Below are 23,064 nucleotides of genomic sequence, written 5' to 3'. Positions count from 1 at the left end.
ACCCATAGCGAGGAGAGACCCATGTGCCTGGCGGTACCCGGCAGAGTGCTGGACATCGAGGATCGCGACGGCACCCGGATGGCGAGCGTCGACTTCGGCGGCGTCGTGAAGGACGTGTGCCTGGAGTACCTGCCCGACCTTCAGGTCGGCGAGTACGCCATCGTCCACGTCGGCTTCGCGCTGCAGCGCCTGGACGAGGAGTCGGCCCGCCAGACGCTCGCCCTCTTCGCGGATCTCGGGCTGCTGGTGGAGGAGTTCGGCGATCCCTGGGAGCAGGCCGCCGGCGGCAGGAACACGGAGGACGGACAGCTGTGAAGTACCTCGACGAGTTTCAGGACCCCGACCTCGCCCGGCGGCTGCTGGACGACATCCACGCCACCGTCACCCGCCCCTGGGCGCTGATGGAGGTGTGCGGCGGCCAGACGCACAGCATCATCCGCCACGGCCTCGACCAACTCCTCCCAGACCAGGTCGAGTTGATCCACGGCCCCGGCTGTCCGGTGTGCGTGACGCCGCTGGAGGTCATCGACAAGGCCCTGGAGATCGCCTCCCGCCCCGACGTGATCTTCTGCTCCTTCGGCGACATGCTCCGCGTCCCCGGCACCGGCCGCGACCTCTTCCAGGTCCGCAGCGAGGGCGGCGACGTACGGGTCGTGTACTCCCCTCTCGACGCGCTGAAGATCGCCCAGGACAACCCCACCCGCGAGGTGGTCTTCTTCGGGATCGGCTTCGAGACCACCGCCCCGCCCAACGCCATGACCGTCCATCAGGCCCGCAAGCTCGGCATCCGCAACTTCAGCCTGCTCGTCTCCCACGTACGCGTCCCGCCCGCCATTGAGGCGCTGATGCAGTCCCCCGACTGCCGCGTGCAGGCCTTTCTGGCCGCCGGGCACGTGTGCAGCGTCATGGGCACCGACGAGTACCCGGAGCTGGCGGACCGCTACAAGGTGCCGATCGTCGTCACCGGATTCGAGCCGCTGGACATCCTGGAGGGCGTACGCCGTGCCGTACGCCAGCTGGAGCGCGGCGAGCACCGCATGGAGAACGCCTATCCCCGTGCCGTACGCGACGAGGGCAACCCCGCCGCCAAGGCCATGCTGGCCGACATCTTCGAGGTCACCGACCGTGCCTGGCGCGGCATCGGCGTGATCCCGGCGAGTGGCTGGCGGCTGGCGGAGCGCTATCGCGAGTACGACGCCGAGCACCGCTTCTCCGTCACCGCGATCAACACCCAGGAGCCCGCCGCGTGCCGCAGCGGCGAGGTGCTCCAGGGCCTGATCAAGCCGCACGAGTGCGAGGCCTTCGGCACCACCTGCACCCCGCGCAGCCCGCTCGGCGCGACCATGGTCTCCAGCGAGGGCGCCTGCGCCGCGTACTACCTCTACCGCCGCCTCAGCACCCCGAGCACCCCGACGACGCCCATGGAGGCGAGCCCCGTTGGCTGACACCCTTGCCCCGGCTGCCCCGGTCGATTTCTCCGGGTGGACCTGCCCGGCCCCGCTGCGCGACCACCCCCGGATCGTCATGGGCCACGGCGGCGGCGGCATGCTCTCCGCCGAACTCGTCGAGCACATCTTCGCCCCCGCCTTCGGCGGCCGGGTCCTGGCCGACCTCGCCGACTCCGCGACCGTCACCCTCGGCGGCGCCCGGCTCGCCTTCTCCACCGACTCCTACGTCGTCCGGCCGCTGTTCTTCCCCGGCGGCAGCATCGGCGACCTGGCCGTCAACGGCACCGTCAACGACCTGGCGATGAGCGGGGCACGGGCGGCGTATCTGTCCTGCGGCTTCATCCTCGAAGAGGGCGTCGAGATGTCGCAGGTCGCCAGGGTCGCCGAGGCGCTGGGGGCTGCCGCGCGGGCGGCGGGTGTGGAGATCGCGACCGGCGACACCAAGGTGGTGGAGGCCGGGCACGGCGACGGCGTCTACATCAACACCGCAGGCATCGGCCTCATCCCGGACGGCGTGGACATCCGCCCGCAGCGCGCCGAGCCCGGGGACGTCATCATCGTCAGCGGGCCGATCGGCGTCCACGGCGTCGCCGTCATGAGCGTCCGCGAGGGCCTGGAGTTCGGCGTCGCCATCGAGAGCGACTGCGCCGCGCTGGGCGGCCTGGTCGAGGCGATGCTCGCCGTCACCCCCGACCTCCACGTCCTGCGCGACCCGACCCGGGGCGGTCTCGCCGCCGCCCTCAACGAGATCGCCCGCGCCGCCTCCGTCGGCGTCCTCCTCCAGGAACGCGCCGTCCCCATCCCCTCCGAGGTCGCCAACGCCTGCGCCATCCTCGGCCTCGACCCCCTCTACGTCGCCAACGAGGGCAAGCTAGTCGCCTTCGTCCCCCGCGCGGACGCGGACGCCGTCCTCGCGGCCATGCACGCCCACCCCCTCGGCGCCCACGCCGCCGTCATCGGCGAATGCGTCGACTCCCACCCCGGCATGGTCGTCGCCCGCACGGGGCTCGGCGGCACGCGGGTCGTCGACCTCCCCATCGGCGAGCAACTGCCCCGCATCTGCTGAGGCAGACGGGCAGAACCAGGCAGGCCCTGGGCTGGGCCTACGCGGGGCATGCCGGCGTGGCGTGCCCCGCCCGGGTGCCGCTGTCGTGGTCGTCCGAGGGCGGGGTGAAGGCGACGTCGAGACGGGTGAGCCCGCGGAAGTTGAGGCTGCGCTGCCACTGCGGCGGCTCGGTGCCGTCGAGGCGCAGGCCGGGGAGCCGGGTGAGGAGGGCTTCCAGGACGATCGCGCCCTCCAGCCGGGCCAGCGCCGCGCCGAGGCAGAAGTGCGGGCCGTGCCCGAACGCCATGTGCCGGCCGCCGGGCCGCTCGAAGTCCAGCACATGGGGATCGGGAAATACGGCCGGATCCCGGTTGGCGGCGCCGCACACCAGGAGCACCGTCTGCCCTTCGGCGATGGTGCGGCCCGCCAGGTCCAGGTCGCGCCGCGCCCGGCGCAGCATCAGCTGTACCGGGGCGTCGTAGCGCAGGAGTTCCTCGACCGCGGCGGGGATCAGCTCGGGCCGGCGGCGCAACTGGTCGGCCGCGTCCGGGTGGCGTAGCAGGGCGAGCGTGGCGTTGCCGATGAAGTGGGTGGTGGTCTCGTGGCCGGCGATCAGGAGCAGGGCGCAGTTGGCGAGGAGTTCGTCGAGGTCCTGGTCGGCGTTCTCGGCCTGTGTGGTCACCAGCGCGCGCAGGGAGTGGGGGGCCGGCGGGGTGTCGTGGCGGGTGAGGAGTTCGCGGAGGTAGGCGAGCATGTCCGCCATGCTCTGCGAGGCCTCGCGGTTGCGGTCGGCGTCGAGCCGGGAGTTGCCGATGGCTTCGGCGACCGGCTCGGACCAGGAGGCGAGGGCGGGGCGGTCCTCCTCCGGTACGTCGAGGAGGTCGCAGATGATGGTGAGCGGGAGAGGGCGGGCGAGGTCGGCGACGATGTCCATCCGCCCGGTCGGCGCCGCGGTGGTGATGATCCGGTCGACGGCTTCGTGGATCCGGGTGCGGAGCGTCGCCACTGCCCGGGGTGCGAAGGCCCTGCTGATCAGGGCCCTCAGCCGGGGGTGGTCGGGGGCGTCGCTGTAGAGCATCTGCCGGCTCAGGACCCGGGCCAGCGGCCGCAGTTCCCCGGGGACGGCCTCGATGTCGGGATAGCGCACCGAGGACAGCCCCGGGTCACCCGCGGCGCTGCTGACCACTGCGTGCCCGGTCGCGACCCAGGCGCCCACGCGGCGGTCCCAGAACAGGTCGTCGGCGCTCCGCAGCTCTTCGTAGAAGTCGTAGAGCCGCTCTTGGACCTGGGGCCGAAAGGCCGACAGCAGCGATGAGGGGGTGCGCATCGCGCCAGGCTAATCCATGTGGCGAGCCTCGCTGCCGTCGGTGCGGTGCCCGGCTGCCGGGCCTGTCAGGCGGTCCGGTCGGGCGAGTTCCCAGACCTCGGCACGGCCGTCCGCCGCCGTCGGGCCGCCGTCCAGCAGCAGTTCGGCGACCTCGGTGATGCGCAGGTCGGACCACGTCCCGGCCAGGCCGCCGCGGAAGACCTCGACGATGCCCGCGTCCCAGAACAGCCGCAGCGGTCCGTCGAGTCCGGCGAACGCCGCTAGGTCGACGGTCATCTCGGCTCCCGCCGGGGAGCGCAGGACGACACAGCGCACGCCGTCCGCCGCGGTGGCGTGGAGCACCAGTTCACCGGCGGTCCGCCCCCCGTCGAGGTCGGCCGTGCCGGTCGCCGGTACGGGTGTCGCGGTCAGCCGGAGCCGGGTCAGTTCGGCGGCCGGCTCGCAGTGCAGGCGGCCGTGCCGCACGGAGAGCTCGCGCGGCAGGGACATCACGCCCACCGCCGGGCCGTCGAGTCCGGCGGGGTCCTCGTGGGTACGCAGCCAGCCGAACTGGATCCGGCGGCCGTCCGGAGCCCAGTACGACTGCGGGGCGTAAAAGCGGTCGCCGACGTCCACGACGCCGGTTTCCCGGACCTGGAAGCGGGCGCCCGACGGGCCGCCCGAGGTGGTGCCGGTCATCCACCAGACCGCGGGCCCCTCTTCGCCGTCCTCGTGGATGACCGAGATCAGCAACGCTCCCGTACCGTCCATGCCCCCCGGGCCTTCCGCGGCGAAGTAGTCCGGGCACTCCCACACCGCGCCCGGCACCTTGGAACCGGCCCGGTCCACGAAGACGCCGTCGTAGTCCCACGCCCGCAGGTCGGCCGAGGACAGTGCGAACACCGAGCCTCCGTGCTCGCGGCGCGCGCCCGCGACGAGCTGCCGCCACAGCCCGCCGTCGCGCCACACGCTGTGATCGCGGAATTCGGTGATGTCGGCGGCGGGCGGAGCGGGGACGAGGGGGTTGGCCGGGTCCTTGACGAAGCCCGACAGCCCGTCGTCGGCGGCGCGCGCGAGGCAGGGGAGCTGGGCGTCGCCGAGCACGCCGGTGTAGAGGATCGAGACACCGCCGTCGTGCTCGACCGCGCAGCCGGAGAAGCAGGCGGTCGCGTCGTACGGCGAGGTGTGTGCCGGGCCGGGGAAGAGCGCCACCTCGTGCTCGGTCCAGGTGAGCAGGTCCGGGGAGCTGGCATGGCCCCAGTGCTGGTTGGCGAACTCGGTGCCGTCGGGGTTGTACTGGTAGAAGAGGTGGTGCCGCCCCTGCCAGTGGACCAGCCCGTTGGGGTCGTTCATCCAGCCCTTCGAGGGGGCGTAGTGGAGCCGTGCGGGCATGCCGAATATTCCTCTCACTGCAGGTTGAAGTGGTGAAACACGCCAGGTCCGGTCAGTGCGGCAACCGGTTCTCAGGGGCGGGGTCGTCTCGTACTCTGGCGGCGTGTCAACCCATGAAGATCACCGACCGAGGGCGGAAAGAGCGCGCCGGACCGATGTCGCGCGCCTGGCCGGCGTCTCGCCCGCGACCGTCTCCTTCGTACTCAACCGGACGGCCGGGCAGACGATCAGCGACGAGACCCGGCAGCGGGTCCTGCAGGCGGTCGCCGAACTCGACTACCGCCCGAACCGCGCCGCGCAGGGACTGCGCCAGGGACGCAGCGCCACCATCGGCTTCGTGAACCACGACGTGGACTTCGGTGTGTTCGCGGCCTCCGCGATCAAGGGTGCGCACGAGGCGTCCGTACGCCACGGCAATCTGCTGATCCTGGTCAACACCGGCGGCTCGAACCGCCAGGCCGCACAGCTGGTCGGCGAACTGCTCGACCGGCAGGCCGACGCCCTGATCTTCGCCGCGTCCGGCACCAAGTCCGTGGTGCTGCCGGAAGGCGCCGAGCGGGTCCCGACGATCCTGCTGAACTGCTTCGTCCCGGGCGACCCCGTCCCGTCGATCCTGCCCGACGAGGTGCGCGGCGGGCGGGAGGCCACCCAGGCGCTGCTCGATCTCGGGCACCGGGACATCGCCTACCTCACCGGCACGGTCAGCGCCTGGGCCACCAAGGCCCGGCTGCGCGGCTTCCGCGAGGCGCTGCGCGGCGCGGGGCTCGATCCGCGGGACCACACCGTGCTGTCCGGCAACTACCAGGCCGACTCCGGTCACGAACTGGCGCGCAAGCTGCTGCGGCGCGGCACCCGGCCGACCGCCATCATGTGCGGCAACGACCGGATGGCCGTCGGCGCGCTCCTGGCCCTGCTGGAGGCGGGGATCCGGGTGCCCGAGGACGTGTCGGTGATGGGTTACGACGACCAGTTCCAGCTCGCGGCGGAGATCCACCCGGCGCTGAGCACCGTGCGGTTGCCGTACGACGTGATGGGCCGCCTGGCCGCCGAGCAACTGGCCGGTGGCGGGCCCTCCGTGCAGACCGGGCGCACCCTGGTGCACTGCCCGCTCGTGATGCGCGACTCGACGGCACCTCCGTACATCCACGGATAACTCCCTCGTAACAACTTCTTGACGCGAGAAACAGGAGAGGGCTAGCTTTCGGCCACTAACCCGAATTAGTACCCGCCGCAGTGGCTCGGTGCAAGACCCAGCTCACCGACCAAGGAGGAACACATGCCCACACGGAAGCTGGTTCTCGGCGTGAGCGCGCTCAGCGCGCTCGCCCTGCTCACCACCGCTTGCTCGTCCGGCTCGGGCAGCAGCGCGAACGACACCAAGACCATCACCATCTGGTCGAGCATGGACCAGCCGATCATCGACGGGCTCAAGGCCAAGCTGAACCCTCAGGCCAAGGCCCAGGGCATAACCGTCGAGTGGCGCAGAGTCGACAACATCAACCAGCTCATCGTGCAGAAGGTGCAGGCCAACGACACGCCGGACATCGCGCTGCTGCCGCAGCCCGGCATCATCAAGGACCTCGCGGCCAAGGGCAAGATCACCGCGCTGGACGACGTCCTCGACCTCCCGGCGCTGGGCAAGAGCATGACGGCGGGCACGCTGGACGTCGCGAAGCTGAACGGCAAGACCTACGGCCTGATGGTCAGCATGAACGTCAAGGGCCTGGTCTTCTACCCGAAGAAGGCCTTCGAGGCCGCCGGTTACACCGCCCCGACGACCCTGGACGAGCTCAACACCCTCACCGCGAAGATCAAGTCCGACGGGAACACGCCCTGGTGCCTGGGCATCGAGTCCGGCACGGCGACCGGCTGGCCCGCCACGGACTGGTTCGAGAACCTGGTCCTGAAGTACGGCGGCATCGACAAGTACAACGAGTGGATCTCCCACAAGACCAAGTTCGACTCCGCGCTGGTCCGTCAGGCCGCCGCCGAGTTCGAGAAGATCGCCTTCACCGACGGCAACGTCCTCGGCGGCCGCAAGGCGATCGCCAGCAACGCCTTCGGCACCGCCGGCAACGCGATGTTCAACAGCAAGCCCGGCTGCTTCATGTACCAGCAGGGCAGCTTCATCACCGGCTTCTTCCCCAAGACCGTCCAGAAGAACCTGGACTCCCAGGTCGGCGTCTTCGGCCTGCCCCCGGCGACGGCGGGCGGCGACAACCCCGTCGAGGGCGGCGGCGACACCGCGTCGATCTACAAGGACAGCCCGGCCGCCCGGAAGGTCATGAAGCTGCTCGCGGCCACCGACCTCGGCACCACCGCGGCGGGCAACGGCTCCTCCTTCATCTCCCCGCACAAGGACTTCCCGCTCAGCAGCTACCCGCTCAAGACCACCCAGTCGATCGCCAAGGTCGCCTACGACGCCAGCGGATTCGCCTTCGACGCCTCCGACGCGATGCCGACCGCCGTCGGCTCCGGCACGTTCTGGAAGGACATGACGGCCTGGATCGCCGGCCAGGAGTCGCTGGACGCGGCCCTGAAGAACATCGACGCGAGCTGGCCCGCCAGCTGACCACCGCACGACAGGGCCGCTGAGAGGCGTGGCGGGCGGCGGGAACGCCCGCCCCGCCTCGACGGCCGCCGACCCCGACAACGACTCACGTTCGAGGAAAGGAACCGCTGTGGTCAGCCAAGTACTCTCGACGGTGCTGACAGTCGTGGCGGGCATATCCGCCGCCCTGGCCGTCTACTGGGTGCTCAACAAGCTCGCCGAATCCCTGCCGGGCCGCTGGGAGAGCCGGATCAAGCCCTACTTCTACGTCGCGCCGGCCGTCGCGGCGATCGGGGTCTATCTGGTCTACCCCACGGTCGTCACCATCGTCGACAGCCTCAAGAGCAGCGACAGTTCGCGCTTCGTGGGCCTGGACAACTTCGGCAAGCTCCTCGGGACGCCGGCCTTCCGGCAGACCCTGCTCAACTCCCTGCTGTGGATCGCCGTCGTCCCCGCCGCCTGCATCGTGGTGGGCCTGCTCGTCGCCGCGCTCGCCGACCGCCTCGCGCCCCGGGCCGAGAAGGCGGCCAAGACCATCATCTTCATGCCCATGGCCATCAGCGCCGTGGGCTCCGCCACGGTGTGGCGTTTCATGTACGCCACCCAGCCCGCCGGCACACCGCAGACCGGCCTGCTCAACGGCATCGTCACCGCCTTCGGCCACGACCCCATCCCCTGGCTCCAGCAGAGCACCCTGCACTCCAACAGCCTGCTGCTCATGGTCATGCTGCTGTGGGGCCAGGCCGGCTTCTCCATGGTGCTGCTGTCCGCCGCCATCAAAGGCGTGCCGGCGGAGACCCTCGAAGCGGCCCGCCTGGACGGCGCGGGCGAGCTGCTGATCTTCCGGCGGGTCATCCTCCCGCAGATCCGGGGGACGCTCATCACGGTGTTCGTCACCGTCCTCATCACCGTCATGAAGATCTTCGACGTGATCTATGTGACGACCAACGGCGCCTTCAACACCAACGTCGTCGGCCTGGAGTTCTTCAACCAGCTCTACACGAACTACAACTACGGCTACGCGTCGGCGATCGTCGTCATGCTGCTCATCGCCATCGTGCCGATCATGATCTACCAGATTCGCCACTTCAGGGCGGAGGAGTCGGCATGACCACGCAGACGGCACAGAAGGTCACGACGCAGAAGGCCACGACGCAGAAGGTCCCCCCGGCGGCACGAAAGCGCCGCAGCCCGCTGCCGGTGAAGCTGAGCATGCTGTTCGTGTGCGCGCTGTGGATCGTGCCCACCCTCGGGGTGGTCCTGACATCCTTCCGCAGCGTCGACGCCACGAACTCCAGCGGCTGGTGGACGCTGCTGGCCCACCCCGGCGGACTGTCCGACCTGACCACCGGCAACTACTCCAAGGCCATCGAGCAGGCGGATCTCGGCACGGCCTTCCTCAACAGCGTGGCCATCACGCTCCCGGCGGTGTTCCTGCCCATCCTCATCGCCGCGTTCGCCGCGTACGCCTTCACCTTCATGACGTTCAAGGGGCGCGACACCCTCTTCATCGTCATCGTCAGCCTGCTCGTCGTGCCGAACTACGTCGCGTTCGTCCCGATCATCAAGCTGTACTCCTCCGTGCACCTGAACGGCACCTTTCCGGCGGCCTGGCTCGCACACATCGGCTTCGGCATGTCGCTGGCCGTCTACATCCTGCGCAACTACATGGCGACCCTCCCCAAGGACATCATCGAGTCCGCCAAGATCGACGGCGCGAGCCACTACCAGACCTTCTACCGGCTGATCCTGCCGATGTCGGCCCCGGCCCTGGCGTCCTTCGCGATCTTCCAGTTCCTCTGGGTCTGGAACGACCTGCTCGTAGCCCTGATCTTCGTCGGGCCGGGCGACAAGCAGCCGATCACGATGGCCGCCAACCAGCTCCTGGGGCAGCAGGGCACCGGCTGGGAGCTCGTCACGGCGGGCGGCCTCTTCTCGATGCTCGTCCCGCTCGTGGTCTTCCTGGCCCTGCAGCGGTACTTCGTCCGAGGCCTCACCAGCGGAGCCGTCAAGGGCTGACACGAGCCCCACGGCCCAGGGCCTGGCTCCCACACGCACACCGAACAGTCAGGAAAGCTCGCAACTTGACTCCTCCCCTCCTGAAGGAGGGGGATTCCTGGCTCAGGCTGCCTCTGGGAGCTGCACTCCCAGAGGTCTTCCGCCATCAGCACCAGCCGGGTTGAGACCAGCCCGGACGAGCATCACACGGGCGGAGTTCTTGTCCCGGGGGAACACGGCTCCGCACGCGGTGCATGCGTAGGTACGTTCGGAAAGGGGCAGTGCGTGCTTGGCTCTCGCTCCGCACTCGGAACAGTCCATCGTCGTATGGGCCGGGTGCACGAGGTGCACGATGCGGCCGTGCTTGCGGGCCATCTCGGTCAACGCGGTCTTCGTGGCGCCGATCGCGGCGTCGGCGGCTTTGCGGGCCATGGTGGACCTTGCCAGGAACTTGGGCCGGAAGTCCTCCACCGCGAGCTGGTCGAAGTCCCGGACGACGGCCTTGGCCCATTTGCGGGCGGTGTCCTGGCGTTGCCGGGCGATTTTCTTGTGGACCTTCGCCGCCGCGCGGGACGCCGTCCGGTAGCCCTTCGACGCGGCCTTGCCGCGTGCGGGCTTCCGCCTCGCCATCTGCTTCTGGTACCGGGCCAGGCGCGCGGCAGCGGTGCGGCCGTGCTGGGCATGGGGGAGGTCGTGGGCGTCGCTGGTGGTGGTCGCGGTTTCCTTGACACCCCAGTCGATACCGATCACGGCACCGGTCACGGGCAGGGGCTGGGTGGAGACGGGCACGGCGAACGAGGCGTACCAATGCCCGAGGCTGTCCCGGTACACGCGCACGCTGGTGGGGTCGGCCGGGAGGTCACGCGACCACACCACGGTCACCGCGGCCCCGCCCGCGAGGTGCAGACGCCCGGCCTTGAGCCGGAACCCGTTGCGGGTGTAGTTGAGCGTCGGATCGTCCCTGTACTTCTTCTTGCACCGGGGCATCCCCGCGCGCTGCCGCACCGGCAGCTTGGCCTTGATGTCCTTCAGCGCCTTGGCGCGGGACTTGGCAAAGTCGCGGATGGTCTGCTGCTGCGGCACACTGCTGCCCTGGCGGAGCCAGGCGTTCGCGGTGCGGGCCCCGGTCAGCATCTTGTCCAGGCGGGCCGGGCCGCACTTCTCGTCCTCGGCGTACGCCTTGTTCGAGCGGGCGCAGCACTCGTTCCAGATCCACCTGCAGCGCGCCCACTCCGCCTCAAGGGCGGCCGTCGCGGTGGACGACACACGGAGGCGGTAGGTGTACCGGGCATGCCCGGCATCCTCGGCCGCATCTGCTGTCATCATGCCATCACTCTACCAGTACGATGGAGGCATGGATGAACAACTTCGTACCATCACCGTCAGAATGCCCGCAGACCTTCACCAGTGGCTCACCGCCCAGGCCAAAGCCAACCGGCGGTCACTCAACGCCGAGATCGTCCACCGCTTCGAGGCCGACCGCGCCGCCGCCGTGGCGGACGGTGAATCGCCCTGACGGCGATTCACCTACCTCTGCCCTGCTCCGCAGGGGTCCGATTCCTCCCCGGCCTGAAGGCCGGGGCATCCTCGGAGGTTCCCGGTGAACAACGCAAGCGACTCCTGGTGGCGCTCCGCCGTCATCTACCAGGTCTACGTCCGCAGCTTCGCCGACGGTGACGGCGACGGGACCGGCGACATCGCCGGGCTGCGCTCCCGCCTGCCCTACCTGGCCGATCTCGGGGTCGACGCCGTCTGGATCACCCCCTGGTACCCGTCACCGCTGGCCGACGGCGGCTACGACGTCTCGGACTACCGCGACATCCACCCCGCATTCGGCACCCTCGGCCAGGCCCGGGAGATGATCGCCGAAGCCCACGAGCTGGGGCTGCGGGTGATCCTGGACATCGTCCCCAACCACACCTCCGACCGGCACACGTGGTTCCAGCAGGCCCTGGCCGCCCCGCCCGGCTCCCCCGCCCGGGAGCGGTACATCTTCCGCGACGGCCGGGGCGAGGACGGCTCCCTGCCGCCCAACGACTGGCACGCCGCCTTCGGCGGCCCCGCCTGGACCCGTACGGCCGGCGGCCAGTGGTTCCTGCACCTGTTCGCCCCCGAACAGCCCGACCTGAACTGGGACAACCCCGAGGTCCGGGCCGAGTTCGAGTCGGTCCTGCGCTTCTGGTTCGACCTGGGCGTCGACGGCTTCCGCATCGACGTCGCCCACGGCATGGCCAAGGACCCGGCCCTCCCGGACCTCGGGCTGCCGGAGTTCTCCGTCCTGACGGCGCAGGGCCAGGACGACCACCCGCACTGGGACCGTGACGGCGTCCACGACATCTTCCGCGAGTGGCGCGCCATCGCCGACAGCTACCCCGACCGCCGCGTCTTCGTCGCCGAGGCCCACGTCCGCCCCGGCCGCCTCGCCGGCTACCTACGCGAGGACGAACTGCACACCGCGTTCAACTTCGACTTCCTCAAGTGCCCCCTGGAAGCAGGCCCGTTGCGCGAGGTCATCGACCGCAGCATCACCGAACTGGCCGCCGTCGGCGCCCCCGCCACCTGGGTCCTGTCCAACCACGACGAAACCCGCCACGTCACCCGCTACGGCCGCGCCCGCACCGGCGTACAGGCCACCTTCCGCGACCGGCGCCTCCCCGCCGACCTGGCCCTGGGCACCCGCCGCGCCCGCGCGGCAGCCCTGCTCATGCTGGCCCTGCCCGGCGGCGCGTATCTCTACCAGGGCGAGGAACTCGGCCTGTACGAAGTCGAGGACCTCCCCGAGGACGCTCTCCAGGACCCCGTCTGGGAACGCTCCGGCCATACCGTCCGCGGCCGCGACGGCTGCCGGGTCCCCCTCCCCTGGTCCGGCGACACCCCGCCCTTCGGCTTCGGCCCGCCCGGATCCGTCCCCTGGCTCCCCCAGCCCCCGGACTGGAAGTCCCACACCGCCGAAGCCGGCCGGGCCGACCCCGCCTCCATGCTGCAGCTCTACCGCCACGCCCTGCGCCTGCGCCGCACCGACCCGGGCCTGCGCGGCGAGGAGTTCCGCTGGCTCGACAGCCCGGACGGCACGCTCCTCTTCGAACGCGGCCACGGCCTGCTGTGCGCCGTCAACCTCTCCGCCCGGCCGCTCCCCCTCCCCGGCGCCCGCGACCCGCTCCTCGCGTCAGGACCGCTCGACAGCGACGGGCTGCTGCCCCCGGACACCACGGTCTGGCTGCACCGAGACTGACGAACTCACCGCTCGAACAGCCTTCGTTGCGAGCGGCTCCAGGCAACCCTGCCGTCGAGTTCCTGGAGCAGTCCCTCCGCGACCCAGGTCGCCTGGGGTTCGACGCCCTGCCCGGCCAGTCGGCGGACGAGTTCGATGTTCTCCTGCTGCCTGGCGATGACGGCATCGACCATGCCGGACGACGAGGAGAGGCCGTAGGCGGTGCAGAACAGTTCCAGGCGCCTGCGGCGGTCGGGCGGCTGCGGGAAGCGCAGCCACCGCAGGCACTCGGCGTCGTCGCGGAACGGGGCGACGTACTCGAGCGCGTAGGCCACGTCGTGCAGCCGCGGAGCCGGGCGGGCGAAGTCCCAGTCGATGATCCCCACGGGCCGGTGGCCCTGCCACACGACATTCCACGGGCCGAAGTCCCCGTGGCAGATCACCTCGCCGTCGGCGGGCCCGCCGTGCGTACCAACGGCCCAGGCCGCGCCGTCCGGCGGGGAGAAGCCCGTGGTCGCGTCATGGTAATCGCGCAGCAGCCGGGCGAAGGCGGAAAGCCCCCGGTCGTCCACCACCTTGGCCCAGCCGGCGGGCCCGGACTCCCCTTCGACGTAACTCAGTACCTCGCGGCCCTCCTTGTCGAGCCCCAGTACCCGGGGTGCGCAGGGGAAGCCCACCGCCTCCAGATGCCGCAGCAGCGAATGGACCGTCGCCGTCCATGGCTGGACGGGCCTGCGGACGGTGTCACCGATCCGCACGATCCGTCGATGAGGGTGATCCTGCACAACGTCTTCGCTCGCCACCCGCATGACGCTACCTACGAGCACCGGCTCTGGTTCATCCGTCACAGGAATCCGTCGGCACCTCCGTGTACCCCGGCGTGTTCACTCCTTTCCTCGACGTGATGAAGACCAGGCCCATGGTGAAGAGGACGCCGGCCACGCCGTCGAGCGTGCCGCAGGGAGGAGAACAGGGGTTCCATGGGCCCCGTGAGCCCGCGTGACGCGTCTCCCGGAGCCCGGTCTCAGCACGAGGTCAGGCTCTCGATGCCGACCGCGTCGGCCATCGCCTGCATGCCCTTGTCGTTGGGGTGCAGGTGATCGCCGTTGTCGAAGAACGGAGAGATCCTTTCGTGGTCGTAGGGGCTGCGCAGGATCCGGTCGAAGTCGGTGACCGCGTCCAACTCGCCGTTGTCCCGGATGAACCGGTTGACCTCAAGGCGTACGGGCTCCGCTGCCGCGTCCCACTCGTACCAGCCCTTGAAGGGGGCGATGGTGGAGCCGACGACGCACTTGCCCGCCGCGTTCGGCCAGCCGCGACGAGGGCCCGTGCGCAAGCCCGCCAGATTCCGGCCTAGAACGCACGACGCCCCGGACCGATACGGTCCGGGGCGTCCTGACGGAGATACTGACGGGGGAAACTGCTCAGGCTAGCCCGAGAATCGGGACCGCACGCGGCAGTCGACGCGGGCCGTAGCCCTCGACGGCCGGCTCGGTCAGTGGGTCAGTATCCAGCCCTGGTTGGCCGTTCCGTCGCAGGTGAACTGGAGAATCTGTGCGCCGTCGAGGGTACTGGCGTTTGAGACGCCCAGGCACAGGCCGCTCTTGCGATTCTTCAGCGCGAAGTAGTCCCCGCTGTAGTCGCTGAAATCCTCGGTCCAGTCCTGATTGCTGTTGCTGGACCCAGTTGCCGTGATAGCTGCCGCGCCGACCGAGGTGCTGGCACCGTCGATGCCTAGGTTTAACCCTGATTCGAAATTCTCGAAGCTCCAGTAGGGCTCGTCCAAGATAGTGAACCAATTTTGCAGACCGACGTTGGTGGCTTTGGTCAGCTGGACAACCTTGGCGCCGTTGGCAGAGCTCAAGGCGTCCAGGACCTTTCCGGACTTGTAATTCTTGATCCACCAGGCTTCGGCCTGGATGGACTGCGTCGTCGGGTCGCTGCTCTGCGTAGACCGGGCGTGAGCGATCGCCGGACTGACCACAGCCATCAGCACCCCGGCAAGAGCTGCCGCTAGAGCATGCTTGGTGTGTGTTGTGCGCATGACATTTCCCCCTGTATGGGTTGCTCGTCGTTGCCGGGAGCACTCAATCAGCCAGGACGGAAGGTTCGCTAGAGCGTTTGAACACTTAGGCCGAAAGTGCTTACTTGACAGGGCCTGCCTACCATGATTACCGAGCCTTCGACGCGGACCGATCGTCGCATATCGAGCTGACTCAGTTTCAGGAACAACCTTTAGCCCGTCGTTTCATCAGCGAGACCGGACGGCGTGTCGAACGCAGTTTTCTTCGCAGGACTTGGGCGAGCGATGGAATTGGACTTGCCGCTCAGCGTCGGCGAGCCCCGCAACGCGGCCTCATTCATCTCCCACCACAACGGCCACACCGAGGGGGTCAACACGCGAATCAAGAGGATCACGAGGCAGATGCACGGCCGAGCCGGGTTCGCCCTGCTCCGCCACCGTATCCTCCTCCAACGATCACCACACAGCGCTACGACCGGCTATTGGACAGAGTTGTTGGCCTGGACAGACCTTGCCCCGCATGGTCGGGTGGGCACAACCGCTGTGGGACGGATGTGCCGCTGGGCCTTCTTGCTCAGGGTCTGGGGTCGGATGTTGCACCAGCGCGAGCAAGACGTGCGCGGGCGGCCTTGGGCACGGTCTGGGCGCAGATCGGGCACCGCCCTGGAGCGTTGAGCTGGCGAGACAAACCGAACGATCGGCGTGCAGTTGAACATCAACGAGGGAAGGCACGTGAGGATGGGTATGGAACCCCCGCTACCCGTCCGTCCGCCGCTGGAGCGGCTACCCGCTGCACAGCGACAACTATTGCCAGCCGGAGCGCCAAGTGGTCCGTCGCGGTTGGGCTGGTTAGACGCGTTGCGCGGCATCGCGGCCCTCGTCGTGGTGTTCGACCACTCATCGTATGCATTCATGGCGGAGTTCCGGAAGGTACTGATGCCGGAATTCAATACGAGCCGGTACGGCATCATAGTGTTCTTCCTCGTGAGCGGCTACATCATCCCCGCATCGCTTGAACGCCGGGGCTGCGTCCGGACCTTTTGGATCGGGCGGGTGTTCCGTATCTACCCGCTATGGGCGGCTGCCGTCGCCGCGGTTCTCACTCTCCACCTGGTGGGCATCGCGGAAATTCGCGCTGACTTCGGTGGGCATGACGTTGCCACGGTGGCCGTCGCCCATGTCACTTTGCTCCAGGAGTTGCTGGGAACGCCCAATCTCCTCCTTGTCCTGTGGACGCTCTCGTATGAGATGGCTTTCTATCTGTTGGTTGTTGCTCTCTTCACGGTCGGCCTGCACCAGCGGTCGGCAGCGGTCGCCTCTACCCTGGCCGTCATCGCCGCCTTGAGCGTGGCGACAGGGGTCACGCTGCCGGTCTCCGCCCTCTCGGGAGCGGTCGGCACCGGCCTGCTGGTCGCGTTGGCCTCGATCGCGATGGTCGTCGCCATCTGCTGTGCGAGCGCCGGGTCACCTTCGCTTCGCGTATTCGGGGGGGTGCTGGGCGGGGGGCTGGCGCTCATCCTGGTTGCGTTCAACGGCACGGTCCCCATGTGGGAGGGCCTCGTGATCCTCGCCGTAATGTTCCTCGGCACCGCGGTCTACCGAGCGGAGCGCGGGCAGAGCACCTGGCGATGCGCAGGTTACACAGCCATCGGGGTGGTCACCTGCGCCGTGGGGAGTGCGTACTGGTACGGCGACGAGTCGTCCCACTTCACACGGCGTGGTTGGATTGTGGCATTCCTGCTGGCCGTGCTCACCTTCGCTATCGGACTGGTGTTTCGCCGCCGGCAGATACCGCGCTGGCTGACCGGACTGGGCACGATCAGTTATTCGGTCTACCTGATACATCCGGTGCTCCTGGCGGTGACCGACGGCACGATCGGGCGGTGGCGGCGGGACAATATCGTGCTCGAAGTCGCGTTCTATGCCGTGCTGCTGCCGCTGTGCGTGCTGACCTACCGTTACATCGAAGTTCCGGGGCAGACCTGGAGCCGGAAGCTGGCACGCCGCATTCAGCCGCCTTAACCAGGGTCCGCGCGCAGGCGTACCAAGTTCCTGCCTGGAGCACACAGGACGCCCCGGACGGCACGGTCCGGGGCGTCCTGGCGGCAGATCCTTCGGTCAGTTGACCAAGGCCCAGCCTTGGTTGGCCGATCCGTCGCAGGTGAACTGGGCGGCCTGTGCGCCGCTTGCGGTACTGGCACCTGAGATGCCCAGGCACAGGCCGCTCTTGCGATTCTTCAGCGCGAAGTAGCTCCCGCTGTAGGCGCTGTAGTCCAGCGTCCAGTCCTGATTGGTGGCGCTGGACCCCGTTGCCGTGATGGCTACCGCACCAGCCGACGTGCTGGCGCCATCGATGCCAGGGCTAACCCTGGGTATGGCGTGCCCATTCGAGAAGCTGGCAGTAGCCGGCCGTGGTGGCCGGGAACTCCCCCCTGCTCAGCAGCCTGCCAAGGTGGTCAAGGACGGCGGCGACGTGCACGTCCTTGTGGGTATCGACGCCGAGCACCACCACGCGCGGCTCGGCTGCGGTCCCAACAGTGTGGACAGCAGGAAAGACAGCAGGCATGCCGAGAGTGGTCACGGTGCTCCTGCTCGACGACGTACCGATAGTCAGCGCCGGTCAATGGAGCGGTCAGAACTGTGACGGTGCCTTCGAGGCCAAGGCCCCTATCGGGACACGCTCCGCCGGCCCAGTGCCGGTGCGTATCGCTCCGGCCAGGATGACAGATCAAACACAAGGCACAAACGGCCAGTGAAGGTACGATGGCTCGGATCGCGCGCCGGTTTAGCCCCGGGCAAATGCCCGCGCCTATCTGCTCGCGCTACTGTCGAACGTGGGGCGCACCTGGCAGCAAGCCACAACGCCCCTGACCGATCAAGGTCCGGGGCGTTGTGACGGCAGATTCTCAGGACTGAATCGTGCAGGTTAGCCCAAACGTCCGGATCGCGCCCGACAGGGGATGCGGGCCAGAAGCCTCGACGACCGCTCGGTCACGAAGTGGCGTGAAGTGCCCAGAGTTGGTTGGCCGACCCGTCACAGGCGAATTGAGCGGCCTGCGCACCGTTCGCAGTGCTTGCGCCAGAAATGCCCAGGCATAGACCGCTGTTGCGATTCTTCATTGAGAAATAATTTGTGATCGAACTCGAAACCTGCAGCCAGTCTTGATTGAGGTCGCCGGATCCAGTCGCCTGGATGGCCGCCGCGCCAGCCGACTTGCTGGCGCCGTCGATGCCGAGATTCAAGCCCGAGTTGAGGTTCTCGAGGCTGAAAAAGGTGCCGTCCCCGACGGGGATCCAGTGCTGAGCAGCCAGATTGGCGTTTCCGGTCTCCTGGACGATCTTGGCACCGTTGGCGGTGCTCCCGCCTGAGGGCTGCAGATACTTCCCGGACTTATAGTTCTCAAGCCCGTAACTGGTGGCGGCCGCGGCCTCGATGCTCGACAACGATAACGCGGTCGAGTCATAGCTCTGCTGCGACTGAGCGTGAGCCCCTGTCGAACCGGCCAGCCCCATCAGCGCCCCGGCCAGAACCGCTACGACGACCTTCGTGGTGCGGGCTGTGCGCATGTTGCGTCTCCTCACGTCTGGTGCATCTGGTGTCACATTGAGTACTCAATCAGGCTCGACGGAAAGTTCGCTACACCGTTCGATCATTCCGACCGAAAGCGGTTTCTTGACAAGTACATGTCGCGCGTGCCGCGCGATGAACCCGGGCATGGTTGGAATGCGGCATTCCTATTGGCCGGGCTCACCTTCGGTATCGGACTGGTGTTTCGACGCTGGCGGATACCGCGCCGGACTGGGCACGATCAGTTATTCGGTCTACCTGATGCATCCGGTGCTCCTGGCGGTGACCGACGGCACAGTCGGCCGGTGGCAGCTGGACAAGCCGGGGGCGATGATGCCGTCACAGAGCACGCGGTTCAGCAGCTCGGCGAGCTCGGTGTCGACCGGGTGGGAGACAGCGGCAAAATCGCCGTAGGAGGATTTCGGATCGGCGTCGCGGGCCCGCAGGTAGGCGCTGGTGAGCGTGCCGACATGCTCGAAGTAGAGGCCGTAGAAGCCAGCGGTGACCTCATCAACGGGTCCGGCCACCGCTGCTCCGGCGGCTGAAGCGTGCTTGAAGGAGGCAGCGGCTGGGCCGGTTCTGCCTGGCGACGGCACCGCGCAGACCCCGCTGGATCAGGCGATGGCGCTGCTCATCGACCTGTTGGCGCTCGTCCAGGACACCACGCAGGCTGACACGAGCGGCGACCGAACGCTGGACGGGCAACTGCGGCTGGAAATCGACAGCGCCATCCAATCCTGGGATCGGCCACCCCCTGATCGTCCGGCGGGTAGCGGTGCGCAGTCAGGGTGCCGAGCGGATGATGCCGACGGCCGCGCAGCCACCGGGCCCGTCCCTTCCGTTGCGCCCCGCGGAGCCCGGTCTCAGCACGAGGTCAGGCTGCCGATGCCGACCGCGTCGGCCATCGCCTGCATCCCCTTGTCGTTGGGGTGCAGGTGATCGCCGTTGTCGAAGAACGGAGAGATCCTCTCGTGGTCGTAGGGGCTGCGCAGGATCCGGTCGAAGTCGGTGACCGCGTCCAACTCACCGCTGTCCCGGATGAACCGGTTGACCTCAAGGCGTACGGACTCCGCTGCCGCGTCCCACTCGTACCAGCCCTTGAAGGGACCGATGGTGGAGCCGACGACGCACTTGCCCGCCGCGTGTGCCCGCTCGATGATCTCCCGGTAGCCGTTGATCATGTCCTGGGCCGTGACACCGGAGTGCGCCTTGACGTCGTTGACGCCCTCGAAGAGGAACACCGTGCGCACCCCGGGATGGGAGAGCACATCGCGCTGGAGACGGTTCAGCGCGCTCTGCCCGGCGCCGTCCGCGAGCACCTTGTTCGCGGAGATTCCCTCGTTCGCGACGCCCTTGACGGGGGTGTCCGCCCCCTGGAGCCGGCGGGAGAGGTAGTCGGGCCAGCGGCGGTTCAGGTCGGTGCTCGACTGCCAGCCGTCGGTGATGGAGTCGCCGAGGGCCACCAGCGAGCCGATCGCCGTGGAGGTCTCCACATCGACGGCGTCCAGCCAGTACCAGGACCCCATCGGATCGGTCCAGTTGGCCGCGCCCTCCTCGGCGGCGTGGTCGCCCGCGGTCGCGTAGTTGGTCTGCATGGCCATGCCGTGACCCGTCGTCGGTCCCTGGGCGCCCGTCACGTACAGGCTGATGACCAGATCGCTCTGGGCGGCCAGCTTCCCGGGCAGCCGATCGCTGAGCACGGTCTCGCCGGCCGGGACGGTGATGGACGCGGCACCTGCGAACGACAGCCGCCGGTTGGAGCCCGAGACCAGCTCCGCACCCTGCTTGCGCAGCCCGGCGTACGCGCTCGCGAAGGTCACCGGGTGGTCGCCGAAGGCGTTGGACAGCCGGATACGCATGTTCGTGCCGCCCACGCTGGTGCGCACGATCAACCGGTAGCTGCGATCGGCGGGGCCGGCGCCCTGCCGGTCGGCACTGGCGCCCCAGGTGACCACGGAGTGCGTTCCCGTGCCCGCCGGGGCCTGTACCTGTGCGGCCGATGAGGCGGTCAGGGGCCCGCAGATCGCCATGACCAGCGCCGCGACGACGCCCGCCGCGCGGGGCCGGTACGAGGCGGCGCTCATCCGAGGTTCCTCAGCGTGACGGACTCGCCGGGCCTGAGGCTGATCTTCCGCGAAGCGCCGCCCGCGACGACGGTCGTGTCGCGGCCGCCGACGCTCTTCAGCGTCGCCCGGGTGACCTTGCCGTTCTTCCAGCCGATGTCGGCGACGAAGCCGCCTCGGACGCCTACGCCGGACACCGAGCCGGACGCCGCCCAGGCGGCGGGCAGCGCGGGCAGCAGTTCGACGTGTCCGGGCCGCGAGTAGATCAGCATCTCGATGATCGCCGCGGGGGTACCGCAGTTCGCGTCGATCTGGAAGATGCCGCGGCCCGTCTCGACCTCGTAGATGTCGAAGAGGTTCATCGCGCTGCCGTTGGTGCCGTCGACAGACGGATTCAGGTTGTTGACGACGAGCCGGTACGCCTTCTCCGCGTCCTTCAGCCTCGCCCAGCACAGGGCGCGCCAGGCTTGGGCCCAGCCGAAACTGGTCATGCCGCGCGCGGTGAGGAGCGCCGTCGCGCCGTCCAGGATGTCCTTCGGCGTCGATTCGTCCGGACGGATCCGGTCGCCGGGGAACAGGTTGATGAGCGGGGACAGGTGCCGGTGCGTGGTCTCGCCGAGGTTGTCGGGCGACATCCACTCCTCCAGCCAGCCGGTCCTGGGGCTGACCACGGGCAGGTACAGGCGCTCGCGCAGACCGTCGATGGTCTTTCTGTACGCGGCGTCCCTGCCGAGCAACCCCGTCGCGGTGTGGAAGTTCTCGAAGAGGCTCCACACCAGTTCCTGGGCATAGGTGATGCCCTTGGCGTCGAGCGGGCCGTGCTCGGGCGACCAGTCGCTGTCGGCGATCAGGACCTCGCGCTTGTCCCCGGAGGCGTCGGTGACGGTCGTGGTGATGAGACGGGCCTCCCAGAACTCCACGGCGCCCTTGATGAGGGGGTAGATCTTCTTGAGGTAAGCGCGGTCCTGGGTGTACTCGTAGTGCTCGAACAGACTCTGGCAGAGCCAGGCGTTGCCGGCCGGGTGCCACCACCAGCCGCCTCCGCCGTAGGGGTTGGTGGAGATGGCCACGGTCCAGCCGGCGATCCTGCCGCTGGAGTTGCGGTATCTGTTGGCGGGGTCGTTGAACAGCCGCTGGGTGACGTCCGTCCAGGAGAGCAGCTGCGAGAGGCAGTAGTCCGTCAAGGCGTCGAAGCAGTCGGACAGACCGGCCCGGTCGGCCATCCAGTAGTTCATCTGGATGTTGATGTCGGTGTGGATGTCGGCCATCCAGTCCGGGTCGTTGCCGTCGAGCCACGGGCCCTGGAGGCCCATCGGCAGGCTGCCCCGCGATCCGGAGATCATCAGATAGCGGCCGAACTGCAGGTAGGCGGCCTCGAGTTCCGGGTCGGGAACGTCGTCCCGGTAGCGCGCCTGCAGCCGCTCCCAGGTGTCCAGCTCGCGCTGCGCGGCGGACGACTCGCCGAGGTTGATGTCCAGTCGCCCGAACACGGCGCGGAAGTCCGCGACATGGGTGTGCAGCAGGGTGCTCGCCGAGTGGCCGGCCGCGTTGAGGACTTTGGTCCTGGCCAGGCGCTCCGGGTCCACGGACGGATCGCGGAACCCCGCGGCCCCGTCGGGCGCGTAGTCGGTGCCGCCGCTGACGACAACCGTGAGGGTCTTGCAGCCGCTGAAGGTGATCGACGTACGGTCGACCTCGACCCTGCCGGTGCTGCTGTGGGCGGTGACGGCGGCGCCGTACTTCAGGCCGTTGGCGAGGGAGGCTCCGAACGACGCGTAGCGCCCGGAGCTGTTGGCGGTGGTGGACTCGCCGTGGGTGCAGTCGAGGGAGACGGTGCCGGTGTAGGTGCCGCCGCCCTGCTGGGAGAAGTACAGGACGATGGCGTCGTCGGGGCGGCTGGCGAAGATCTGCCGCCGGTAGGTCACACCGGAGATGTCGTACGAGGTGCCGACCAGACCCTGGGCCAGGTCGAGGGTGCGGCGGTAGTTGTTGACGTTGCCCAGGTCGTGGTCGGGGATGGCGACCGTGAGCTTGGCCAGCAGGGTCAGGGAACCGTAGTCGTCGCGGCCGTAGGGGAACTGGCCGTCGCTCTGCAGCTTGTCGTTGCGGCCGCCGGTCCACATGGTGGCGTCGGTGATCATCAGAAGTTCGCTGGAGGGGTCATTGCTCGCGAGCGCCCCGAGGCGCCCATTGCCGACCGGCAGCCCCTGCTCGATCATCGAGTCGGAGGAGCCGGGAGCCTGCCACCACAGCTGGTTCTTCGCGGCGTCGGCCGCGGACAGCATGGGCGACTCGGTGGGGCGCAGGGGGGCCGCCGAGGCGGTGAAGGCGGGCAGGCCGCAGAGCGCGGTGGCCGCGCCTGCCGCGCCGGCTGCGGCGGCGAGGGCGAGGAAGCCTCTTCGGCTGGGTCTGTTGTCGTTCTGGATGTCCACGGTTGTGCACTCCCAATCCAAGGGGGA

General features: G+C 68.8%; 21 protein-coding genes and 2 pseudogenes. 11 read left to right on the top strand and 12 right to left on the bottom strand.

Annotated features, from left to right (window positions below):
- Nucleotides 1-21 precede the first annotated feature (21 nt).
- The 3 genes from OG607_RS25325 (at nucleotide 22) to hypE (ending at nucleotide 2,514) form a co-directional block, all read left to right on the top strand.
- Nucleotides 22-315: a HypC/HybG/HupF family hydrogenase formation chaperone gene (locus OG607_RS25325; protein WP_405727725.1), complete on the top strand. Its 294-nt coding sequence runs from the start codon at nucleotides 22-24 to the stop codon at nucleotides 313-315.
- Entirely contained in the window at nucleotides 312-1,445 is a 1,134-nt protein-coding gene (gene hypD / locus OG607_RS25320; RefSeq protein WP_405727722.1) for a hydrogenase formation protein HypD, read from the top strand. The genes OG607_RS25325 and hypD overlap by 4 nt, the downstream gene beginning before the upstream one ends.
- A 79-nt stretch (nucleotides 1,446-1,524) precedes the next feature.
- Complete coding sequence (hypE, locus tag OG607_RS25315) at nucleotides 1,525-2,514, top strand: hydrogenase expression/formation protein HypE (protein WP_405737030.1); 990 nt, start codon at nucleotides 1,525-1,527, stop codon at nucleotides 2,512-2,514.
- A gap of 37 nt (nucleotides 2,515-2,551) precedes the next feature.
- Here the strand turns inward: hypE and OG607_RS25310 are convergent, their stop codons facing one another.
- Both OG607_RS25310 and OG607_RS25305 read right to left on the bottom strand, forming a co-directional pair.
- Nucleotides 2,552-3,820: a cytochrome P450 gene (locus tag OG607_RS25310; protein ID WP_405727719.1), complete on the bottom strand. Its 1,269-nt coding sequence runs from the start codon at nucleotides 3,818-3,820 to the stop codon at nucleotides 2,552-2,554.
- 9 nt (nucleotides 3,821-3,829) lie between these two features.
- Nucleotides 3,830-5,191, bottom strand: coding sequence for a glycoside hydrolase family 32 protein (locus OG607_RS25305; RefSeq protein ID WP_405727716.1), 1,362 nt, complete (start codon nucleotides 5,189-5,191; stop codon nucleotides 3,830-3,832).
- A gap of 103 nt (nucleotides 5,192-5,294) precedes the next feature.
- On the opposite strand from OG607_RS25305, the gene OG607_RS25300 reads away from it, so the two are divergent.
- From OG607_RS25300 to OG607_RS25285, 4 genes are all read left to right on the top strand, one after another.
- Nucleotides 5,295-6,344 carry a LacI family DNA-binding transcriptional regulator gene (locus tag OG607_RS25300; protein WP_405727713.1) on the top strand — a complete coding sequence of 350 codons (1,050 nt, stop codon included), beginning with the start codon at nucleotides 5,295-5,297 and terminating at the stop codon, nucleotides 6,342-6,344.
- A 123-nt stretch (nucleotides 6,345-6,467) separates the two neighbouring features.
- Nucleotides 6,468-7,763 (top strand): ABC transporter substrate-binding protein, encoded by a 1,296-nt coding sequence (locus OG607_RS25295; RefSeq protein ID WP_405727710.1) that lies wholly within the window; start codon nucleotides 6,468-6,470, stop codon nucleotides 7,761-7,763.
- A 109-nt stretch (nucleotides 7,764-7,872) separates the two neighbouring features.
- Nucleotides 7,873-8,853 (top strand): carbohydrate ABC transporter permease, encoded by a 981-nt coding sequence (locus OG607_RS25290; protein ID WP_405727707.1) that lies wholly within the window; start codon nucleotides 7,873-7,875, stop codon nucleotides 8,851-8,853.
- The gene (locus tag OG607_RS25285; RefSeq protein ID WP_405727704.1) at nucleotides 8,850-9,761 is read left to right on the top strand and encodes a carbohydrate ABC transporter permease; all 912 of its coding nucleotides are present in this window, start codon (nucleotides 8,850-8,852) and stop codon (nucleotides 9,759-9,761) included. The genes OG607_RS25290 and OG607_RS25285 overlap by 4 nt, the downstream gene beginning before the upstream one ends.
- A 102-nt stretch (nucleotides 9,762-9,863) precedes the next feature.
- Here OG607_RS25285 and OG607_RS25280 read toward each other — a convergent pair whose 3' ends face one another.
- Entirely contained in the window at nucleotides 9,864-11,066 is a 1,203-nt protein-coding gene (locus OG607_RS25280; protein ID WP_405727701.1) for an RNA-guided endonuclease InsQ/TnpB family protein, read from the bottom strand.
- A 28-nt stretch (nucleotides 11,067-11,094) separates the two neighbouring features.
- Here OG607_RS25280 and OG607_RS25275 point away from each other — a divergent pair, with 28 nt between their 5' ends.
- Nucleotides 11,095-11,256, top strand: coding sequence for an Arc family DNA-binding protein (locus OG607_RS25275; RefSeq protein ID WP_405727698.1), 162 nt, complete (start codon nucleotides 11,095-11,097; stop codon nucleotides 11,254-11,256).
- 84 nt (nucleotides 11,257-11,340) lie between these two features.
- Nucleotides 11,341-12,972, top strand: a complete 1,632-nt coding sequence (locus OG607_RS25270; RefSeq protein WP_405727695.1) for a glycoside hydrolase family 13 protein — start codon at nucleotides 11,341-11,343, stop codon at nucleotides 12,970-12,972.
- Between the two features lie 5 nt (nucleotides 12,973-12,977).
- Here OG607_RS25270 and OG607_RS25265 read toward each other — a convergent pair whose 3' ends face one another.
- The 3 genes and pseudogenes from OG607_RS25265 to OG607_RS25255 form a co-directional block, all read right to left on the bottom strand.
- Nucleotides 12,978-13,709 (bottom strand): phosphotransferase enzyme family protein, encoded by a 732-nt coding sequence (locus tag OG607_RS25265; protein ID WP_405727692.1) that lies wholly within the window; start codon nucleotides 13,707-13,709, stop codon nucleotides 12,978-12,980.
- Between the two features lie 266 nt (nucleotides 13,710-13,975).
- Nucleotides 13,976-14,257, bottom strand: a pseudogene (locus tag OG607_RS25260) (SGNH/GDSL hydrolase family protein); the annotation flags it as partial.
- 189 nt (nucleotides 14,258-14,446) lie between these two features.
- Nucleotides 14,447-14,995 (bottom strand): RICIN domain-containing protein, encoded by a 549-nt coding sequence (locus OG607_RS25255; protein ID WP_405727689.1) that lies wholly within the window; start codon nucleotides 14,993-14,995, stop codon nucleotides 14,447-14,449.
- 819 nt (nucleotides 14,996-15,814) lie between these two features.
- Here OG607_RS25255 and OG607_RS25250 point away from each other — a divergent pair.
- Nucleotides 15,815-16,996 carry an acyltransferase family protein gene (locus OG607_RS25250; RefSeq protein WP_405727686.1) on the top strand — a complete coding sequence of 394 codons (1,182 nt, stop codon included), beginning with the start codon at nucleotides 15,815-15,817 and terminating at the stop codon, nucleotides 16,994-16,996.
- A gap of 96 nt (nucleotides 16,997-17,092) precedes the next feature.
- Here the strand turns inward: OG607_RS25250 and OG607_RS25245 are convergent, their stop codons facing one another.
- The 3 genes from OG607_RS25245 to OG607_RS25235 form a co-directional block, all read right to left on the bottom strand.
- A complete protein-coding gene (locus OG607_RS25245) occupies nucleotides 17,093-17,293 on the bottom strand; it encodes an RICIN domain-containing protein (RefSeq protein WP_405737028.1) in 201 nt (66 codons plus the stop codon).
- Between the two features lie 43 nt (nucleotides 17,294-17,336).
- Complete coding sequence (locus OG607_RS25240; RefSeq protein ID WP_405727683.1) at nucleotides 17,337-17,555, bottom strand: hypothetical protein; 219 nt, start codon at nucleotides 17,553-17,555, stop codon at nucleotides 17,337-17,339.
- A 410-nt stretch (nucleotides 17,556-17,965) separates the two neighbouring features.
- Entirely contained in the window at nucleotides 17,966-18,541 is a 576-nt protein-coding gene (locus OG607_RS25235) for an RICIN domain-containing protein (RefSeq protein ID WP_405727680.1), read from the bottom strand.
- A gap of 150 nt (nucleotides 18,542-18,691) precedes the next feature.
- On the opposite strand from OG607_RS25235, the pseudogene OG607_RS25230 reads away from it, so the two are divergent.
- Nucleotides 18,692-18,866 (top strand): annotated as a pseudogene (locus OG607_RS25230) (acyltransferase); the annotation flags it as partial.
- Here OG607_RS25230 and OG607_RS25225 read toward each other — a convergent pair.
- The 3 genes from OG607_RS25225 to OG607_RS25215 all read right to left on the bottom strand — a co-directional run bounded on the left by OG607_RS25225 (nucleotide 18,797) and on the right by OG607_RS25215 (nucleotide 23,037).
- Nucleotides 18,797-19,069, bottom strand: a complete 273-nt coding sequence (locus tag OG607_RS25225; protein ID WP_405727678.1) for a hypothetical protein — start codon at nucleotides 19,067-19,069, stop codon at nucleotides 18,797-18,799. The pseudogene OG607_RS25230 and the gene OG607_RS25225 sit on opposite strands and share 70 nt — an antisense overlap.
- 336 nt (nucleotides 19,070-19,405) lie before the next feature.
- Entirely contained in the window at nucleotides 19,406-20,626 is a 1,221-nt protein-coding gene (locus OG607_RS25220; protein WP_405727675.1) for an SGNH/GDSL hydrolase family protein, read from the bottom strand.
- Complete coding sequence (locus tag OG607_RS25215; RefSeq protein WP_405727672.1) at nucleotides 20,623-23,037, bottom strand: glycosyl hydrolase family 95 catalytic domain-containing protein; 2,415 nt, start codon at nucleotides 23,035-23,037, stop codon at nucleotides 20,623-20,625. Before OG607_RS25215 ends, OG607_RS25220 begins: the two co-directional genes overlap by 4 nt.
- Between the last annotated feature and the right edge of the window lie 27 nt (nucleotides 23,038-23,064).

The sequence above is a fragment of the Streptomyces sp. NBC_01537 genome (genome assembly GCF_045040445.1).
Taxonomy (GTDB): Bacteria; Actinomycetota; Actinomycetes; order Streptomycetales; family Streptomycetaceae; genus Actinacidiphila.
Note: the sequence above shows the minus strand (reverse complement) of the source record. Positions and strands in the feature narration are given on the sequence as shown.